This window comes from Dyadobacter psychrotolerans, assembly GCF_004349265.1.
Classification (GTDB): domain Bacteria; phylum Bacteroidota; class Bacteroidia; order Cytophagales; family Spirosomataceae; genus Dyadobacter; species Dyadobacter psychrotolerans.
Genome location: NZ_SMFL01000003.1, coordinates 499,936 through 517,815 on the forward strand (window position 1 = coordinate 499,936; position 17,880 = coordinate 517,815).

Annotated in this window: 15 protein-coding genes; 4 read left to right on the top strand and 11 right to left on the bottom strand. The window is 41.4% G+C overall.

Features of this window, described 5'->3' with window-relative positions; all coding sequences use genetic code 11:
* Positions 1 to 41: 41 nt before the first annotated feature.
* The 6 genes from E0F88_RS09825 to rpoN form a co-directional block, all read right to left on the bottom strand.
* A complete protein-coding gene (locus E0F88_RS09825; protein WP_131958060.1) occupies positions 42 to 929 on the bottom strand; it encodes a hypothetical protein in 888 nt (295 codons plus the stop codon).
* A 74-nt stretch (positions 930 to 1,003) separates the two neighbouring features.
* Positions 1,004 to 1,813, bottom strand: coding sequence for a tetratricopeptide repeat protein (locus E0F88_RS09830; RefSeq protein WP_131958061.1), 810 nt, complete (start codon positions 1,811 to 1,813; stop codon positions 1,004 to 1,006).
* Positions 1,785 to 2,270 carry a hypothetical protein gene (locus tag E0F88_RS09835; RefSeq protein ID WP_131958062.1) on the bottom strand — a complete coding sequence of 162 codons (486 nt, stop codon included), beginning with the start codon at positions 2,268 to 2,270 and terminating at the stop codon, positions 1,785 to 1,787. Before E0F88_RS09835 ends, E0F88_RS09830 begins: the two co-directional genes overlap by 29 nt.
* A gap of 137 nt (positions 2,271 to 2,407) precedes the next feature.
* Positions 2,408 to 3,835 (bottom strand): hybrid sensor histidine kinase/response regulator, encoded by a 1,428-nt coding sequence (locus E0F88_RS09840; protein ID WP_131958063.1) that lies wholly within the window; start codon positions 3,833 to 3,835, stop codon positions 2,408 to 2,410.
* Between the two features lie 51 nt (positions 3,836 to 3,886).
* Positions 3,887 to 5,347: a sigma-54-dependent transcriptional regulator gene (locus E0F88_RS09845; protein ID WP_131958064.1), complete on the bottom strand. Its 1,461-nt coding sequence runs from the start codon at positions 5,345 to 5,347 to the stop codon at positions 3,887 to 3,889.
* A 24-nt stretch (positions 5,348 to 5,371) separates the two neighbouring features.
* A complete protein-coding gene (gene rpoN, locus E0F88_RS09850) occupies positions 5,372 to 6,820 on the bottom strand; it encodes an RNA polymerase factor sigma-54 (RefSeq protein ID WP_131958065.1) in 1,449 nt (482 codons plus the stop codon).
* 270 nt (positions 6,821 to 7,090) lie between these two features.
* On the opposite strand from rpoN, the gene E0F88_RS09855 reads away from it, so the two are divergent.
* Together E0F88_RS09855 and E0F88_RS09860 are read left to right on the top strand one after the other, a co-directional pair.
* Positions 7,091 to 8,518, top strand: coding sequence for an ATP-binding protein (locus E0F88_RS09855; RefSeq protein WP_131958066.1), 1,428 nt, complete (start codon positions 7,091 to 7,093; stop codon positions 8,516 to 8,518).
* Positions 8,515 to 8,976 (top strand): response regulator, encoded by a 462-nt coding sequence (locus tag E0F88_RS09860; RefSeq protein WP_220466262.1) that lies wholly within the window; start codon positions 8,515 to 8,517, stop codon positions 8,974 to 8,976. Before E0F88_RS09855 ends, E0F88_RS09860 begins: the two co-directional genes overlap by 4 nt.
* A 2-nt stretch (positions 8,977 to 8,978) precedes the next feature.
* On the opposite strand, the gene E0F88_RS09865 is transcribed toward E0F88_RS09860, so the two are convergent.
* Both E0F88_RS09865 and E0F88_RS09870 read right to left on the bottom strand, forming a co-directional pair.
* Positions 8,979 to 9,302 (bottom strand): hypothetical protein, encoded by a 324-nt coding sequence (locus E0F88_RS09865; protein WP_131958067.1) that lies wholly within the window; start codon positions 9,300 to 9,302, stop codon positions 8,979 to 8,981.
* Between the two features lie 47 nt (positions 9,303 to 9,349).
* Positions 9,350 to 9,637 carry a YtxH domain-containing protein gene (locus E0F88_RS09870; protein WP_131958068.1) on the bottom strand — a complete coding sequence of 96 codons (288 nt, stop codon included), beginning with the start codon at positions 9,635 to 9,637 and terminating at the stop codon, positions 9,350 to 9,352.
* Positions 9,638 to 10,004: 367 nt separating this feature from the next.
* Between E0F88_RS09870 and E0F88_RS09875 the strand changes: the two genes are divergently transcribed.
* The gene (locus E0F88_RS09875; protein WP_131958069.1) at positions 10,005 to 10,379 is read left to right on the top strand and encodes a response regulator; all 375 of its coding nucleotides are present in this window, start codon (positions 10,005 to 10,007) and stop codon (positions 10,377 to 10,379) included.
* An 88-nt stretch (positions 10,380 to 10,467) separates the two neighbouring features.
* On the opposite strand, the gene E0F88_RS09880 is transcribed toward E0F88_RS09875, so the two are convergent.
* From E0F88_RS09880 to pgmB, 3 genes are all read right to left on the bottom strand, one after another.
* Positions 10,468 to 12,705 carry a tetratricopeptide repeat protein gene (locus tag E0F88_RS09880; RefSeq protein WP_229213720.1) on the bottom strand — a complete coding sequence of 746 codons (2,238 nt, stop codon included), beginning with the start codon at positions 12,703 to 12,705 and terminating at the stop codon, positions 10,468 to 10,470.
* Between the two features lie 151 nt (positions 12,706 to 12,856).
* Positions 12,857 to 15,172: a glycoside hydrolase family 65 protein gene (locus tag E0F88_RS09885; RefSeq protein WP_131958071.1), complete on the bottom strand. Its 2,316-nt coding sequence runs from the start codon at positions 15,170 to 15,172 to the stop codon at positions 12,857 to 12,859.
* 65 nt (positions 15,173 to 15,237) lie between these two features.
* The gene (gene pgmB, locus E0F88_RS09890; protein ID WP_131958072.1) at positions 15,238 to 15,906 is read right to left on the bottom strand and encodes a beta-phosphoglucomutase; all 669 of its coding nucleotides are present in this window, start codon (positions 15,904 to 15,906) and stop codon (positions 15,238 to 15,240) included.
* 203 nt (positions 15,907 to 16,109) lie between these two features.
* On the opposite strand from pgmB, the gene E0F88_RS09895 reads away from it, so the two are divergent.
* The gene (locus E0F88_RS09895; protein ID WP_131958073.1) at positions 16,110 to 17,855 is read left to right on the top strand and encodes an alpha-amylase family protein; all 1,746 of its coding nucleotides are present in this window, start codon (positions 16,110 to 16,112) and stop codon (positions 17,853 to 17,855) included.
* The last annotated feature ends 25 nt before the right edge of the window (positions 17,856 to 17,880 follow it).

The window sequence follows — 17,880 nt, forward strand, 5'->3', positions numbered from 1 at the left end:
GTAAACAAACTGCCTTGCCCGGAAGGGCAGTTTGTTTACGTTTAAAGGCCGTCCGGATTTCTGTCTCTTCTTGAATTGACATTCAGTTTTGCATAATCATAGCCAATATGTATGTTGTAACGCAGTGAAATCCCTAAGTTCCACCCGCTGCCATCTCCCGTTATTTTAGCGGATTGTGTTTCCTGGTGATTGACGTAATACACCAGATTCGTTTCCAGAGAATTTCCCAAACCCCACTGTTTTCTTCCAAAAAAAGCCAGATCGATTCCTTTTGAGATTTTAACAATGTACTCGGCAGAGGCTTCCGCCAAACCGGTAAATTTTGTGTTTGTCCTGGTTTCACTCGTTATAAAAAGTGTATCAACGCCATTCCGTCTCCCGCGCCCACGAAAACCTTCAAATTCCCAATAATCTTTTTGTTTTCCGGAATTAGGCACCAGACCTATCCCTCCACTCAGCCAGAATGCCGAACGGCGCAGAGAGGGTTTTCCAAACAAAAGCCTGCGTTTACCGCGTAAGATCAAACTGTTCTTATCGTTGGCGAATTTATAAGACAACGAATTATCTCCGTTTAATATCAGTACATTATGAATGGGCGATCTGGCATACTCGGCTTCAACAGCCCATTGCTCGTGGCTTACCCAGCCCGCAGCAACACTCCAGCCATAAGCCTCAGGAGAATCAGTGGCAGCAAGACCTTCCAGTGAGTTTGTGATCCTGTTTTTGTCCGTCCGTATAAAACCGCTGGCGCCCGCATACCATCTGTTTATGATTTTTACATCACCCAGGGTTTTCAAAAGAGACCCGGCGTTGAATTGTTTAACACCGACAGGCCTGGGAAAAACCGGACGGTAATAGTCTGCATTTTCCTGTGAGTAGGCTGCACTAAAAAAGACAATAATTGCTAGAAATGTAAAGATTGACTTCATGACACAATGATAAGTTTCGATATTTATCATTACGCCTGGGCCATACACACCGTGGCAATGGTCCGGATGAAAATTTACCGCTGCTCTATTTCAAACATCGTGATCTGACGCGGATAGTTTACATACAATGAATTAGGCTCATTGAGCCTGTAACCTTCCAGCATATACTGTTTCGCTTTTTCGAAGTAAATATCTTTCTGATTGTTCCCCAACACCTTTAAGGTCATTGCCATGTAGTAATTGGCCATGGGTTGCTGCGGATACAAAACCAGACAATCACGCAGGTATTTTTGAGCCATGTCAAATTCATTCATCAGGTAATATAAAATGCCAAAGTAAAGCAGCGAATTGAAATGAATATCATTCTTGCCTTCTCCCCTCTTTTGCTGCGCGATATCTTTAAGAAAATAGGTCTCGGCTTTGTCGTATTGGCCCGATTCCATGTAACTTAAAGCTATATAAAATGAAAAAGAATGATCCAGAATGAAGGCGTTTGGTGTTAGTTTTTCCGCCGCTTCAAAATCGGTAATTGCCTTTTCGTAGTTTTTGGTATAAATGCAGTTTAAATATCCGCGGTAGGGAGTCCAGCGATGCGGATCAAGCTCAACTGCCTTATTATTGTACTCATAGGCCTTTTCATAATTCCCGTTTGCAACATGAGGGATACCCTTTTCCTGATAGGCTTCTGCAATATTGGGACATATAGCAAGTAAACTATCATAGGTCTGATCCCAGCCGGGATGAAGGAAACCGTAAGCACGTGCCTTTTTAGAATAGATTTCAAACAAACTATCCTGCACAGCTTTGGAAGAACAATCGACTGATTGTGCCTGAACTGATACAACCAGCGAGAGACTAATGAATAACGTTAACAACTTCGCCATTTTTGATCTTAAAGGACAGATAAGCTATATAATTGACGTTTTCCAATTGGTAGGCAGAAAGCCCTTTCTCCCAACGATCCAGTGTATGAATGTAGTCGTTAAGGTCGTTAACGAGTTTTTTATCAAAACGATAGCTCTGATAGTTATCATCGGTTTGTAATACTCTTATTTTGTGAATGATCCCTTCACAATCTACCAGAAACCGTAAAGTGATGTAACCAGTACCGGCATATTTACTCCCCCGCATTTGCATAAACGTTTTTACATCAGCAAGGAGCGTCATCGTGCTTACAGGGTATTTAGTTTTGACCTGATAATAAAAAACCGGATAAACCTGATGGCATTTAGGGTTGATTTGCATGGTGGTGTCCATATATTCTCCATATGGAAGAATATAATTTTGACACCAGCCTGAGACTGGCAGGGGGAGAAAAAATAGCAGTAAAACAAACTTCATGGAAAAAAGCTTAGTAACTCAAAATTGAACCAAAGCTTCCATTGTTGAGATGAGGTATTTATTTTGCTAAAATACAAAAGCCGGTCAGAAAAACATCCCAACAAAGTTAAATAATTGCCAACAACACTTCAACTGGCTCACTTACCCGGGAAGCTGATTGTAAATGAAGTTCCGACACCCAGTTCCGACTGGACGTCGATACGGGCGTGGTGGGCGTGTATAATGCTCATGGTTGTGGCAAGACCTATTCCCATCCCGTTATTTTTGCCTGTGAAATAGGGTTCAAAGATCTTATCCATGTTCTCTTCACTGATTCCTGAACCATTGTCGGCAAATATTACCTGGAAAGAATCGCCAAGGCTTCTTGTACTGATGCGAAGAATGCCTTTGTCCTCTTCCATTGCTTCTATCGCATTGGTAATCAGGTTAAGAAAAGCCATTTGCAATGAGACAGTATCCAACGGAAGGCTGAAATTCTCTTCGCTATACTGACTGACAATCTGTATTCTTTTTAGCTGAACACGGTCGTAGGCAGTGGCAATTGCTTCATCAAGGACTTTATTGATCGAGCTCTCGACCAACTCAATATCAGCTGAACTCGATGGCTGCAAAAGCTGTGTGATCAGATCGTTGATCCGGTTACAGTTCCGTTTTATAATTTGTGTGTAAAACTTCTGATCCTCATCCACCAGTTCCATTTCCAGCTGTTCGGCAGAAAGATTTACGTTCGTGAGCGGGTTTCTCACCTCATGAGCAAGCATCCGCACCAGACGACCGGTAACTGCCATTTTCTCTGAAAACAGACGTTCTCTTTCCGACTGTTTTCGGGCAGTCATGTCATGTATACGACCCTGAACATATAAATTTTGCTCATCTACCTCAACAGAAGCAGAAAAAAGGCAGTACTTTTTATCGCTGTCTTTGGTAACCAAACGCACCTCAAAATCGTGTATGGTACGGTCCCGTATACCGGACCACTGTGCTTCAAAATTGGGCTCTTCTATGAGGTCCGGTATTCTTTTTAACTTGATTTCATCAGGCGAATACCCCGTTAATTCACAGGCGGAAGTGTTGAAGTCTAAAATATTACCATCCAGATCGCTGATGAAAAGAAAGTCATTCGATTCTTCAAAAACCCTTCTGTATCTTCTCTCGCTATGTTTTAGTGCTTTTAAAACCGAGGTTCTTTCGAGGGCATAACGAATACTTCTTTCAAGCTTCTCAGAGTCCAGTTCGCTCTTGATAAGATAATCGGCCGCTCCCAATCGCAGGGCTTCAACCGCAATTTTGGTATCGCCCTTTCCGGTAAGTAATATAATGGGTTCCTCGCACTCAACGCCACAGGATTCTTCGATGAGGTCAATTCCGGTATTTTCTCCCAATAAGTAATCGAAAAGATATAAGTCGTACCTGTTATTTTTTATCTGGAACACCGCATCTCTGTAAGTAGAGCACCAGGTGATATTGAATTTCCAGTTCACAAGGTCCTGAAAATACTCACGGGTAAGAAAATAATCATCCTCGTCATCATCGACAAGAAGTACGCTTATAAGTTTACTGTTCATCAGAATATGCTACATGTATCACCAAAATTCAAACAAGGCAATTTAAAAATCCTAGATATCAAATTGCTTCATTTTGTTGTAAAGCGTTTTCCTGTCAATATTTAAAAGACGGGCTGCTTTACTTTTATTGAAATTAACATCACGAAGCACCTGCATGATCATATCGTATTCCGCTTCATTGGCAACGGTTTTAAGACTTGGTTTTGAATCGTCCCCATCCACAACTTCTACCGGGTTGACCACAGAAGATACCGGTGCAGCAACAGGTTCGTCATCCAGATCTTTTAATTTCCGGTAATTTACTATCTCAAAAGGAAGCGATTTTTCTTCAATCAAATCCCCGTCTGAAAGAAGGGTCGAGCGTTTGATGACATTTTTCAGCTCACGCAGGTTACCCGGCCATGAATAGTTAAGGAAATCATCCATAACTTCTTCCGAAAATCCTTTGACATTCTTGTTAAGCTCTGCATTCGTGGATTCAAGAAAAGTGTTGGCAAAAAGTACCAGGTCGTCTTTCCGGTTACGAAGGGCAGGAACTTCAATTGTGAACTCATTAAAACGGTAATACAAGTCTTCTCTGAACTTGCCGTTTTTAGCAGATTCCAGCAGCCTTTCGTTACTGGCAACGATAATCCTTACATCCAGATCAATTTCTTTGGAACCACCGATCCTTCTCATCTTACGTTCCTGGACCACTCGCAAAAGTGCAACCTGGATTTCGTAGGACAAATTGGATACCTCATCCAAAAACAAAGTTCCGCCGTTTGCCATCTCAAAATGACCGATTTTAGTTTGTAAAGCTCCTGTAAATGATCCTTTTTCATGACCAAACAATTCACTTCCCGCAAGTTCTTTCGAAATTGCACCGCAATCCATTGCCACAAACGGCATGTCTTTACGTTTAGACCGGTTATGAATTTCCTGAGCGATGGCTTCCTTACCGGAACCGCTTTCACCGTAAATGATTACACTGAAATTAGTAGGTGCAACCAGATCAACCTGTTTGAAAAGATTGTCAGAAACGTCACTTTGCCCCATGACATAACCCGCCTTGGATTTTGAGTAACCTCTCCGTGCAGGTTTTACCGGAGCGGCAGGATTATCACTTATTTCGGCTGTAACATATTCCGTCTGTTCATTTTTAGATGATTCCGCATCGGCAATGGCCTTTTTCACGGTCACTAAAATTTCATCAGGAAAGAGCGGCTTGGTGATATAATCATAAGCCCCCAATTTCATTACATTAACCGCAATTTTTATATCGGAATAACCTGTAATGATCAATACCGGTACATTAGGACGTTTTGATTTGATAGCAGTTAAAAGCTCAGTTCCTGTGATATCCCCCAACCGAAAATCGGTCATAACAAGATCAGGTGAAATTGCTTCTATCAACGCCAATCCGTCCTTACCGTTTTGTGCAGTCTCAACAATAAAATCATTTTTGGACAAAAATCTCTTCAACAAAAAGCAGATATCCGCTTCATCATCAACAACTACAATTTTTTTCATGCCAGGTTCCAGGGCTTTATTTACTTAAATAGTTACTCTTAATCTTGCAGTTGGGATATTTAACTGTTCCCGATATTTTGCAACGGTCCGACGGGCTACCGAATATCCTTTTCCTGACAGTAAATCAGTGATTTGCTGATCATTATATGGATGTCTTTTATCTTCAACCTCAACAATTTCACGGATTGCCTCCTGAATCTCCCGGTTCGACACTTCCGTTCCATCTTCGTTTGTAACTCCTTCTGTAAACAGATCTTTCAGCAAAACAATCCCAAAAGGAGTCTGTACATATTTGTTGGTCGTTACCCTCGAAACGGTAGAAATATCCATGAAGATAATTTCTGCTACGTCTTTCAGGATCATCGGGCGTAACTTCTTGATATCGCCGGTCTGGAAATAATCGTATTGAAGTTTTACAATTGCACGTAGCGTGTTGAGCATCGTGTTTTCTCTTTGCTTGATTGCATCGATAAACCACTTCGCCGAATTCATCTTATTTTTCAGAAACTGATTTGTGGCTTTGTCATTTTTCTTTTCAGCCATTTCCGTGAACAGTTTGTTAAGTTTCAGCGCGGGGCTGTTTCCCCAGGTAAGCTGCACCTCAATTTCACCATCCTCAGTATACCTCAGCATAAAGTCGGGCTTGATGCTTTCATTTACCAGTGTATCATTTCTTAAACCTGATGCAGGTTTTGGATTAAGTGTTGTGATAAGCTGTATCGCCGTTTTTAAACACTCTTCATCCATGCCAAGCACGCGCATTATTTTGTCATAATTACGTGAGCCCAGTTCATCAAATGTATCGTTAACGATCCGGCTGGCGCATTTCCACACTTCACCCTGATTTTCCATCCGGTTAAGCTGAATCTGCAGACATTCTCTCAAATCGCGGGCTGCTATACCAGGAGGATCAAGCTGCTGAATGACTTTTAGCATCTGCATCACCTCCTCGGTATCGATGAACATGCTGTTGGCAAATGAAATATCATCCGCAATTACTTCGCTTTCCCTTCTCAAAAATCCGTCTTCGTCCAATGAGTCAAGAATAAAGTCGGCGATCAGTTGCTGTCTTTCATCAAGACGAAGAAAATGAACCTGCTGTTTAAGGTCATCCCTGAAACCGATAGACTCCACCATCGGGCGGGTATACAACTCATTGTCAGCAGATTGATTATTAGCGTAGGTTTTATAGTCAGGAACATCATCATCTCTGAATTCGTCCCAGTCGTAATAGTCCTGAACATTTCCGGAATCGGTATCACCACCTGCGGTGTCCGCAGGATCACCGAATTCATCCGCGGATTCTTCGGTTGTATTTTCTTCCTTACCTTCTTCTAAAATAGGATTCTCCTCAAGCTCCTCTTTTATTCTTTGCTCTAATTCCATTGTAGTCAAATGCAAAAGATTGAGCATTTGAATTTGCAATGGAGAATATTTTAAAGTCTGTCTTTGCGTCTGCGTTTGTCTTTGCATCTTGCAATCAAGGGTAAAATTAAAATTCTCTTAATGATTCGATTGAAACTGAAAGCGTGTATATTTTTGTGTGTAACCTAAAAATCATCAAATATGGCCGTAATTTACATTTGACCGCTTATATCCTTAAATTTAATACTCTTTATCCTATCTATCTCAAGAGCTCAGTCTTTTTATCTAACATTGCGTAGTTAATTCCACAAACTGAGTATAATTTTCAGAATGTAGATCTTTATCTTTCAACAGCAAACTCACGAGCCGACACCGTTAATGCGTTTAATCAGATCAATCACCGAACAAAAACTATCGTGGTTTATACGATTTCTTTTGGGAACTTCGCTTTTGTTAATTATTGGTCTTTCATACAGTTACCATACGATTAACAAGGAACTTGTCTATTTTTCTGAGAAAGTTAACCGAACACAAAAGGTAATTACAGCTCTGAAAGAGACTTCTTCGGGACTTTATGAGGTAACTTTTTTGACAAATAGTTACCTGTTTTTAAAAGACACCACATATATAAACAAATCCCTTGCCGCGCTTGACAGGCTTCCTTCGATAGTCCGTAATCTCGATACCCTCGCCTCAGACAACGCTTCCCAAAAAAAGCGGATTGATACGTTAGAAGATGAGTTAAAAAAATTTTATAAACAATACGCCATTTTACTTAGACCAGGAAGTTATAAAACGGATCCTGCCGGCTTTAATACGGCTTATAAGACAACAACCAGGGATGTGGTCACGATCCGAAAACTGCTTTCTGAAATAACCGGCACGGAAAATAAACTTCTGACCAACCAGGAGCAAAGCCGTGACAATTACAGTCGCCAGATTTTTAGGTATAACTGGATTATCATGCTGGTGGCAATCATATTTTTATCCTCAGCATTTATTCTGCTGGACCGGGAACTGAGCCGCAATAAGTTGTATCGCGTTGAACTTGAAAACAAAATAGAAAACCTTAACCGTTCTAACAGCGAACTGGAACAGTTTGCCTACGTTGCTTCTCATGACATGCAGGAACCTCTGCGTAAGATACGTTCTTTTGCTGACCGTATAATCATCAAATACCGGAACGAGATTTCAGAAGATGTTTATCAGATGCTGACGAGAATTGATAGTTCATCACAGCGCATGCAGTCGCTGATTAACGATTTACTGGCCTTCTCACGTACAGTAAATGCAGGTTCAAAACCAAAAAAAGTGAATTTATCTAACTTACTGGCGGATGCGAAAGCAAATTTGTCAGAAATGATTCAGGAGTACAAAGCGGTTATTCACAGCGAAGTATTGCCTGTTGTGGAAGTATATCCAAGCCAAATTGTACAACTTTTCCAGAACCTGCTTTCCAACTCAATCAAATATCGAAAACAGGAACAGAGACCTGTAATACGACTTACGCATCGGGTGGTTGAGGGTGATATTATCCCAAATGTAACGCCGGCCCACCGGGATATTCAGTTTCATAAGATTAAAATTATGGATAACGGTATTGGGTTCAGAAAAGAATTTGCAGATAAAATATTTGTGATTTTTCAAAGACTACACGACCGGAACAAATTTGAGGGAACCGGTATTGGGCTTGCAATATGCAAAAGGGTAGTTTCTAATCACAACGGTTATATTTTTGCGGAAAGCACGGAAGGTGAAGGAGCCAGTTTTTCCATATATTTGCCAGCAGAATCGCTTCTTCAATGAACCGATTCGTTAATTCACCTCTAAAACTTCATAATAAACGCATGGTTAACCGGCAAATTCTGATGGCTGATGATGATGCCGATGATCGTTTTCTTGTACAGGCCGCCTTTGAGGATAATGGCATTCCAAATCCGGTAGTCTTTTTTGAAGATGGGGAGCAACTTGTGAATTACCTTACCGATACAGACAATGACATCAGTCCCCTTCTGATTCTTCTTGATCTAAACATGCCCAAAAGAGACGGAAGGGAAGTGCTGCAGATGTTAAGAGGCAATTTGGTCTGGAACGCAATACCTATTATCATTTTCAGCACTTCCAATGCACCGGATGATGTTAATGCTGCTTATCAGCTTGGGGCAAACTGTTATATAATAAAACCCTCCAGTTACGAAGGGTTAAAAGAAGCTGTGATGAATATTCAGAGGTTCTGGCTTCACACCGCCACACTCCCTGTTTAATGTCAGATGATTTGTACAGGCTGAACCGGCTTTTCATCTGTTACCTTTTTGATCCATTTTAATCCTTTTAATAGTACTTCCCTTCCACCATCTACCCCGTAAGTCAAAATCAGCTTTTCAGCAATCAGAGGCGCTACGAAATTAAGCGGCGGTGGAAGTCTTTTTAGGGCTGTTCTGGCCAAAACAGAGCTTACACTGTAGCTAAGCCCTTTTTCTGCCGCCGCGCCGGATTTTTTCGAAATCATATTTTTTATATAATCTGCCGTGCTGTTCAGGTTCGATCCTCTCTGAAAATCCGTCCCTGTTTTTTCTCTTACACTCTTCATGTTTTACCTTATAAAAGAGATTACTTATTTGCGCATCATCGCCTGACCTACCTGTATTTTTCTATTTCCTCATTGGCATCATCCACATACTGTTCAGCAGTGTCAATGGCTTCGTCCTTATATTGCTGGCCTTTCTCCTTAATAGTACCGGCGGCAGATGCAGCTTTCTCTTTGCTTTTTTCCAAAGCATCGATCAGATCACTTGCCAGGCTATTGGTTTTTTTCTTGATTTTTTTTCTTGTTTTGTTTCCTTCGTCCGGAGCAAAAAGTAAACCTATTACCGCTCCAACAGCCGCTGCTGTTACAATTCCCCAAAGTGCTTTATTAGTTGCCATAATTTGCGATGATTAATTGAATAAATATTTTATTGCGTTCCGTAAAAACCTGTACCAGTGACAGACCACCTATTCAAACCTGTAATAACATACAAATAGTCAACTGTTTAAGTAGCATAATTTCAAATACCCTCATGTCTTATAAAATAAATTCTGTAAACAATTTTTCGCTTTTAGAGAATTATTGGGAGATCATTCTACATCAGATTAGCAATTTTAATCTACACCAACTTGCATCAGGAAAAATATTATCATCCTTACTGTAATTTAGCAAAAAGATGGCAAGGTTATTTTATTTTAATTATATCTATTTTGGTGTCAAACCATACCCTTCGGATTAAATGAGTACATTATTTAAAATGCGACCATGACAATTGTAATTATTGAAGATGAGAGAGACTTGGGAATACTGATGCGCAATTTTCTGGCTAAGCAATTAAATTCCGATACACCAGCTACAATTAAAGTCGTCACTTCGCTGAATGAAGGAATCATTTGTGTAAAACAAATGATTCCTGACTGGGTATTTATCGACAATAATCTGCCTGATGGTAAAGGTATTAATGAAATAGAAGGCATAAAAAGCTTTGGCGAAAAAAATAATGGAATAAGAGTGGTGATGATGAGTGCAATGACGAATTTAAGAGAAGAAGCATTCAAACGCGGCGCAGATTTTTTTCTGGATAAGCCGATTAGCTTTGTGGAAGTTCAAAATATATTTACCGGTCAGGCGATATCTTAGGCGCAAGCAGACAAAACCCGTTTCCGCATATACGTAGAGGTTCTTACCCAGAAAAAGAGCTTCTGGTTGTAATTGTTCTCATTTGACTTCAAAACACGGGGCATTTGGTACCCGACATACTTTTCCCGCCGGGCATTTTTACTTTCTGACTTTTATACTTTGGCTTTTTTATTTTATTTGTTGACTTCTTCTTCTTTCCGTAAACAGCTAATTTGAAATCATATTCTGGGATAAAGTAATCTTCATTATACTCAGCCACCGGAAGCGGCATATAATGTCTTCCCGGGAAAGTTAATTTATCGTATTCATAATCATACAGATAAATGGTAACAAAGCCATCTCTGCTATATTTGATTCCAATATCTGAATAAGGCCCGGTATCTCCTGCCGACGCCACAAGGCGCATCATCTCTTTCTGTTTCCCTTTCGCCAGTATGGTCATGTTATACTGAAATACCCTATGCAGCGAATCGATCTGTATGGCAACTCCCAGGTAATATTTTGCATCCTTGATTTTATCCTGTCCTGCATACATCACTGCTGTGTTATTCAGTGCACTTTTATCCTGGTATGACTGATAACTTAGTTTAGCCTCATCATACTGCTGCCAGTAACGGTAAACATTTCCCTGATTCACATTGTAGAATTTTCTTGCAGGCGCTACATCCATCGCCTTTTTAAAATCTGCGAAAGAACCTTCGTAACGTGCATTTGCTTCATTAATCTGGCGCTTTTGCTCATGCCTGTTTCCGATATACGCCTGAATGATCCCGTGGTTATTATGCAAAAATGGCAACTCAGGTTTTTCCTTTACCAAACTGTCAAACAACGCCATGGAGCGATCGAGCTGATCATTTTCAAGCAACACGATTCCCCAGCCGTTTTGTGCGTTTATATTTTCCGGATTTAACGAAACCGCTTTTTTGAAAACCTGGTAACCTTTATTAAACATATCGAAATGAATGAGCAGGTTTCCGTAATTGCTCCACATTTTGTCGTATGTTTGCTCGTACTGCAGCGCCTTCGCCAGAAACTGACCCGCTTCCGAAAAACGTTTCTGGTCGATCATGATGCTGCTCATTCCTGCAAGTGCTTCATACCTCGCCGGATCCAGCCGGATGGCCCGGGCGAAATCTTCCTGAGCTTCCTTACTTTTATTTAAATAATATTCTGAAAATGCTTTGGTGACAAAGAGATCCGCATGAAACCTGTTATTTTCATCCAGCGCTTTTTCGGCCTTCTTAAAATCCTTTAGAGCAAGATCATATTTCCCCATGCCATAATGAGCCACTGCACGGCCCAGATAAGCTGGCAGATAAGAAGTGTCCTTTTTCAGAACACGATCAAAAAGATTAAAAGCAAACTGATATTCATGCTTGGAAAGATGGGTATTTCCAATTCCGGATTGCAGTGCAGGTATTTCCCGTTTTAAAGTAGACGCAAGCCGGTAATAGCGCTGCGCTTCCGGAATTTGTTTTAGTCCGTAACAGGCGTGCGCTATCCCCAGATATGCATCTCCCCGAAATGTCCTGTCATTACTTTCAAGGTAGTTTTCAAAGACTGCCCTTGCCTGGCTAAACTGGTTGATCGACAGCAAAGCATTCGCATAACGTATCTGCGCTTTCAGGTGCCTGCGGGCCTCCTTTTCAAAATCCTTTACCGCCTTTTTCTGATTTCCTGTCCGCATCAGGATATCGCCGCGCTGGAGCCGGTATGCCATCACGTCATCCTTTTGCTTGATGGCCGTAGTAATCTCGTTTACTGCTTCCTCGTATTCACCATTAAACTTGTGGATCATACCGATATTATAATTCCATTTCCCGCCAGAATTTTTTCCCGAGGAAGTAGCGGCAAAATCTTTCCCCTCCGCGTATTTTTTCTGCCTGGCGTAAGAAAACAACATGTTTAGATTGGCCTGAGAGCCGGAAGGTGCGTTTGAAAAATCATTTCGGGCAGCGGGATATAAGCCAGACAGGAGATTAAATAGTCCGCGATTATATTGCAGCTGAGGGTCACCGGAAAGTTCCAGCCCTTCCATAATATGAAGCGCCCTGCGGTAGTTTCCTGACAAGGCCAGCATCACAGCCTCATTATTCATCCTCTGCACAGAATCAGCAGGTGCAAATGCTTCTTTGTTGTATTTTACATAAGCGGCCTGAAGCTGGTGGAGTGTCCGCTGATAGGATTCTTCACGTATAAGTGCAGGATTATTTTCTTCAAATGAGCGATTAAAAACAGGCAAAAGTTCTTTAACCAGCTTTTGGCATTCGCTAAAATCCTGAGCTGACGCCGGCCGGATTACGCCCAGCGTCAATATAAATAACAAGATGATATTGAATGACCTGTAATTGTTCAAGACGGTATCTGTAGACGGCCTAATTACTAACTTACTACGAATCAAAAGGAAAGTCAATCCTTTTTTTGTTAACGGTTAAAATTTCACCCCGAAATATAACTTTTACCTGAAACATTAAAAGCTACTTTTGAACCGAAGCATTCGCTGCAACAAAATACCGTTCTCCATGCAGGAAAATCGTGACGTCGGTATCAGAAATATTTTCGATAACAACACCGTCCTTATTTACCTCAACTTTTAGCAATGCTCCCTGAAACCCGATCCTGAAAGAATACGAATCCCATTGTTCCGGTACATAAGGTGTCAGGTATAAAAATCCGTCTTTCACCCTTTGTCCGGCAAATCCTTTTACCACGCTCATCCACGTTCCTGCCATAGATGTGATATGTAAACCATCTTCCGTATCATTATTGTAATCATCAAGATCAAGTCGTGCCGTCCGTAAATACATTTCGTAAGCTTTATCCTTCAATCCGATTTTCGCAGCAAGAATAGAGTGGACACAGGGGGAAAGAGACGATTCATGTACCGTCATGGGTTCATAAAACTCAAAATTACGCTTGATATCATCTGTTTTAAACTCGTCTTCAAACAAATATAATCCCTGGAGAACGTCGGCTTGCTTAATAAAACATGATCTCAGTATCCGGTCCCAGGACCAGTTCTGATTAATCGGCCGCTGGTCTGCAATGTCATAAACCGTTAAAATTTCCTTATCCAGAAAACCCTGCTGCTGAAGATAAACCCGTCGGGCATCATCGTAGGGATAATACATATTTTCTACAATATGCTTCCAGTCACCCATTTCACCATTGAGGTCAAAATGTGTTTTGATAATAATCTCGTTAAGTCGGCTTGAATTTGAAACCCACAATTTACCGATGACATCGAGTGTGTATTTCAGCGTCCAGCACGCGAGGTAATTGGTGTACCAATTGTTGTTTACGTTGTTTTCATACTCATTAGGCCCGGTTACACCCAGCATTACATATTTCCCCTGCGCCGCCGACCAGTTAATCCGCTGTTTCCAAAACCTCGAAATACCAATCAGGACTTCCAAACCATATTCAGATAAGTAATTTTCATCGCCGGTATATCTGGTGTAGTCATAAATAGCAAATGCAATTGCTCCGTTCCTGTGAATTTCTTCAAAGGTGATTTCCCATTCGTTATGGCATTCCTCCCCATTCATCGTCACCATCGGATAAAGTGCAGCACCGTTGGAAAAACCCAGTTTCTCTGCATTTTCAATTGCTTTAGGCAGATGTTTGTAACGGTAAATCAGCAGATTACGGGCAACTTTCTGTTCTGCCGTAGCCAGATAAAATGGAATACAATAAGCCTCCGTGTCCCAGTAGGTACTTCCGCCATATTTTTCACCCGTGAAACCCTTCGGACCAATATTTAATCGTTCATCCTCCCCGGTGTAGGTTTGACCGAGGTGAAAAATATTAAATCTGATTCCCTGCTGCGCGGCGATATCCCCCTCAATCGTAATGTCATTTTTCTCCCACTTTTCCGCCCATGCCTGAATGTGCTCGGAAAGCAGCAAGTCGAAACCCTTTTGGTAAATTCCGCCCAGATATTTTTTTGATTCTTCCAGTAACGTATCGACAGGATAATTTGTCGAAGAAAGGTTAACCCCGTATTTGTAAACAACCAGTTCTTTTCCTTCCGGCACTTCCAGACTGACCGTGCCGGCCACATATTTTTCCTGTCTGACAGGTAATGACTGGTAGTCGGTTTTCAGATCGTTGATCCGCATGTCGAATGCCATTCCCGTAGCAACCTGAAATTGTTCCACACCATAAGGATTCTCTTTGGTTTCCAGAACAAGATAGCCCTCCGAAAAACTGGTTTCTTTGTGGATTTCATTCCAGAATGTTTCATCATAGTTCGAATCCCGGTTGCGGATGTTTCCGTCCAGAAAAGGCGTGATGACAAAAGTGTCTGTAAAATCAAGGGGCGTGAGGCTGTAACGGATTGCACCTGCCTGGTCATCCGACATACTGCAAAAACGTTTTGAATGAATTTTAAGACGTCTTCCGCCTGGCAGGGCCACCGTAGCAATTCTTTCCAAAACGCCTTCTTTCATGTTCAGCACACGACGAAAGTCTTCAACCAAACAAGTGTTCAGGTCCAAAACTTCATCTCCGATTTTAACATGGATTCCAACCCAGTTACAGGCATTGAGCACTTTGGCAAAATAATTCGGATAACCGTTTTTCCACCACCCTACTCTTGTTTTGTCCGGAAAATAAACGCCGGCAACATAATTACCAGGCAGCGTTTTTCCTGTATAAGTTTCTTCAAAGTTACCTCTCTGGCCCATGCGGCCATTTCCGACACTCATCAGACTTTCTGTAATTTCGTTATTAGCAGCGTGGAAACCATCTTCCACAATACACCATTCGTCGTGGGTAATGTAATTTTTCATTTCTTTTAGCTATCGTTCGTTAGCAGGAGATGACGATATTTTCTAATTCAAATATTTTGGAAAACTTATTGAACCGTACTTTCGGAAGCAGCTACAAGATCAGCGAGATGAAAGTCATTAAATCCGGGCACTACAAAATCTGCTTCTGCCAGAACCGACTTTTCTCCGATACCTACAGCGAACATTCCTGCCGATTTTGCTGACTGAATTCCCGCCACCGCATCTTCAAATACGACGCAGTTTTCCGGTAAAGTATCAAGATCATCTGCTCCCATCAGAAAAACCTGCGGATCCGGCTTACCTTTGGTGATTCTGTTGCCATCCACAATGGTTTGAAAGTAGGAAAGCATATCAATCCGTTCCAGGATAATCTTTGCATTTTTACTGGCTGAACCGAGCCCAATTCCCATAGATGCAACTTTTAGTTCATCCAAAAATGCTCTGACGCCCGGCAGTGTATCGTCTGGAGTCATTTGCTGGCAAAGTGCGAGATATCTGGTATTTTTTTCTGCTGCACGGGATAATTTCTCATCTTCACTGAGCTCCACTCCTCCTATCCCCAGAATTATTTCCAGCGATTCCATGCGGCTGATTCCCTTTAATTGTTCGTTTTCCTGTTCTGTTAAATCAAACCCGAGATCGTTTGCCAGCTGACGCCATGCTATGTAATGAAACCGCGCTGTATCTACTATAACTCCGTCCAGATCAAAAAGGCAAGCTTTTATTAAGGGCATATCATTTCAAATTTAATATCTTGCAAAATAGTAAAAATAATAGGAACGAAAGAAACAGGCTTCATGGTTATAGCCTCTTTGCTTTTAGAAATGAAGATCCAGCACAGTACCTGACAGTTAGTAAACTGGCGAACAACTGAATTTCGATTATAAAAACTGCTTTGACGATTAATAAATCATCAGAAATAACTTTAAAGACTAAAATGGCGGATACCCCGATTAATAAGGATAAATTCATTGTCTACCAGATTTTTACCCGACTGTTTGGCAATCAGAACACGACCAATAAATGTTACGGAACGATTGAAGAAAACGGCTGCGGAAAATTTAACGATATAACGGATACCGCACTGACAGCGCTTCGGGACTTTGGCATAACGCATGTCTGGTACACGGGAGTTTTGAAACACGCTACCCTTACTGACTACACCAACTACGGCATTCCAAATGACCATCCACTGATCGTAAAAGGCATTGCAGGTTCACCCTATGCAGTGAAAGATTATTATGATGTGGATCCTGATCTGGCTGTGGATGTTTCCGATCGTATGCAGGAATTCGAAGCACTCGTTGAAAGGACACACCAACAAAAACTCAAATTACTGATTGATTTTATACCCAATCATGTAGCCCGCCAATATCATTCGATCGTACGTTCATCAGGTGTAAAAGATTTTGGTGAAGATGATGATACCTCCGTCGCATTTAGTCCTGAAAATAACTTTTATTATATCCCGAATCACGATTTTATCGTTCCGGAAGGGCATAAGCCGCCGGTGCATGTGACCGGCCCGTATTATGAACGTCCGGCAAAAGCAACGGGAAATGACGTCTTTCAGCCGCAGCCAAGCCAGTACGACTGGTATGAAACCATTAAGCTGAATTATGGTGTGGATTACCTCAACGGGAAAACTACCTACTTTGATCCGATTCCCTCTACCTGGGTCAAAATGTTTGATATTCTTAGTTTTTGGGTAAAAAAAGGCGTTGACGGTTTTCGCTGCGACATGGCCGAAATGGTGCCTGCCGAATTCTGGGGATGGGTAATTCCTGAAATAAAAAAGATCAATCCTGATGTCATTTTTGTAGCGGAGATTTATAATCCATACGAATATCACAACTACATTTTTAAAGGAAAGTTTGATTATCTGTATGATAAAGTCGGACTTTACAATTCGCTGAGGGAGCTGATGGAAGGCCGTGGAACAACCGAGGATATCACACAATTATGGCAAAATGAATCAGGTGATATCAGTGACAAGATGCTTCGTTTCCTGGAAAATCATGATGAACAGCGCATTGCATCCAGATATTTTGCAGGTGATGCGTTGGTAGCAATTCCGGCTATGACTTTAAGCGCGACGCTTCAAACCGGACCTTTGATGTTGTACTTTGGCCAGGAAATCGGTGTAACCCCGACACAATCAGAAGGATTCCAGGGCGAGGATGGCCGAACGACCATTTTTGATTACTGGGGTGTTCCTGAATTTCAAAAGTGGGTTAACAATGGAAATTTCAATGAAGAAAAACTGAACGAGGATGAAAAATTCCTTCGTGCATATTACAAAAGCCTAAACCAGCTGGTTACTGAAAATGAGGCTATTTACGCCGGAAGTTTTTATGATCTGCAATACTTCAACGTTGATGGGCAGAGCCCTAATTACGAAAAAACCCGTTTGTACAGTTACGTGCGTCATACAGATAACCAGAAACTACTTTTTGTCTACAATTTTGACAAAGAAAGAAAATTTGAAACCCGTCTGAGAATTCCTCAGGAAGCCTGGACAAATACTTTCAAACTTGAAAGAACGAGTACTTATAAACTTAAACCGGTGTTTCCTTTGTTTAAAATGGCACAGGCTATTCCGGCAGCAGAAATTACCTCTGCCGGAATACCGCTTGACCTGCCTCCGCTATCGGTGGTGGTGTATGAGATCATTGAGAGATAGTAGCGCGTCGGGGCAGGGCGTCTTG

Bases quoted from the DNA above. Each gene is read 5' to 3' on its own strand.
- E0F88_RS09825 (WP_131958060.1), bottom strand. From the start codon at position 929: ATGAAGTCAATCTTTACATTTCTAGCAATTATTGTCTTTTTTAGTGCA.
- E0F88_RS09830 (WP_131958061.1), bottom strand. From the start codon at position 1,813: ATGGCGAAGTTGTTAACGTTATTCATTAGTCTCTCGCTGGTTGTATCA.
- E0F88_RS09835 (WP_131958062.1), bottom strand. From the start codon at position 2,270: ATGAAGTTTGTTTTACTGCTATTTTTTCTCCCCCTGCCAGTCTCAGGC.
- E0F88_RS09840 (WP_131958063.1), bottom strand. From the start codon at position 3,835: ATGAACAGTAAACTTATAAGCGTACTTCTTGTCGATGATGACGAGGAT.
- E0F88_RS09845 (WP_131958064.1), bottom strand. From the start codon at position 5,347: ATGAAAAAAATTGTAGTTGTTGATGATGAAGCGGATATCTGCTTTTTG.
- rpoN (WP_131958065.1), bottom strand. From the start codon at position 6,820: ATGCAAAGACAAACGCAGACGCAAAGACAGACTTTAAAATATTCTCCA.
- E0F88_RS09855 (WP_131958066.1), top strand. From the start codon at position 7,091: ATGCGTTTAATCAGATCAATCACCGAACAAAAACTATCGTGGTTTATA.
- E0F88_RS09860 (WP_220466262.1), top strand. From the start codon at position 8,515: ATGAACCGATTCGTTAATTCACCTCTAAAACTTCATAATAAACGCATG.
- E0F88_RS09865 (WP_131958067.1), bottom strand. From the start codon at position 9,302: ATGAAGAGTGTAAGAGAAAAAACAGGGACGGATTTTCAGAGAGGATCG.
- E0F88_RS09870 (WP_131958068.1), bottom strand. From the start codon at position 9,637: ATGGCAACTAATAAAGCACTTTGGGGAATTGTAACAGCAGCGGCTGTT.
- E0F88_RS09875 (WP_131958069.1), top strand. From the start codon at position 10,005: ATGACAATTGTAATTATTGAAGATGAGAGAGACTTGGGAATACTGATG.
- E0F88_RS09885 (WP_131958071.1), bottom strand. From the start codon at position 15,172: ATGAAAAATTACATTACCCACGACGAATGGTGTATTGTGGAAGATGGT.
- pgmB (WP_131958072.1), bottom strand. From the start codon at position 15,906: ATGCCCTTAATAAAAGCTTGCCTTTTTGATCTGGACGGAGTTATAGTA.
- E0F88_RS09895 (WP_131958073.1), top strand. From the start codon at position 16,110: ATGGCGGATACCCCGATTAATAAGGATAAATTCATTGTCTACCAGATT.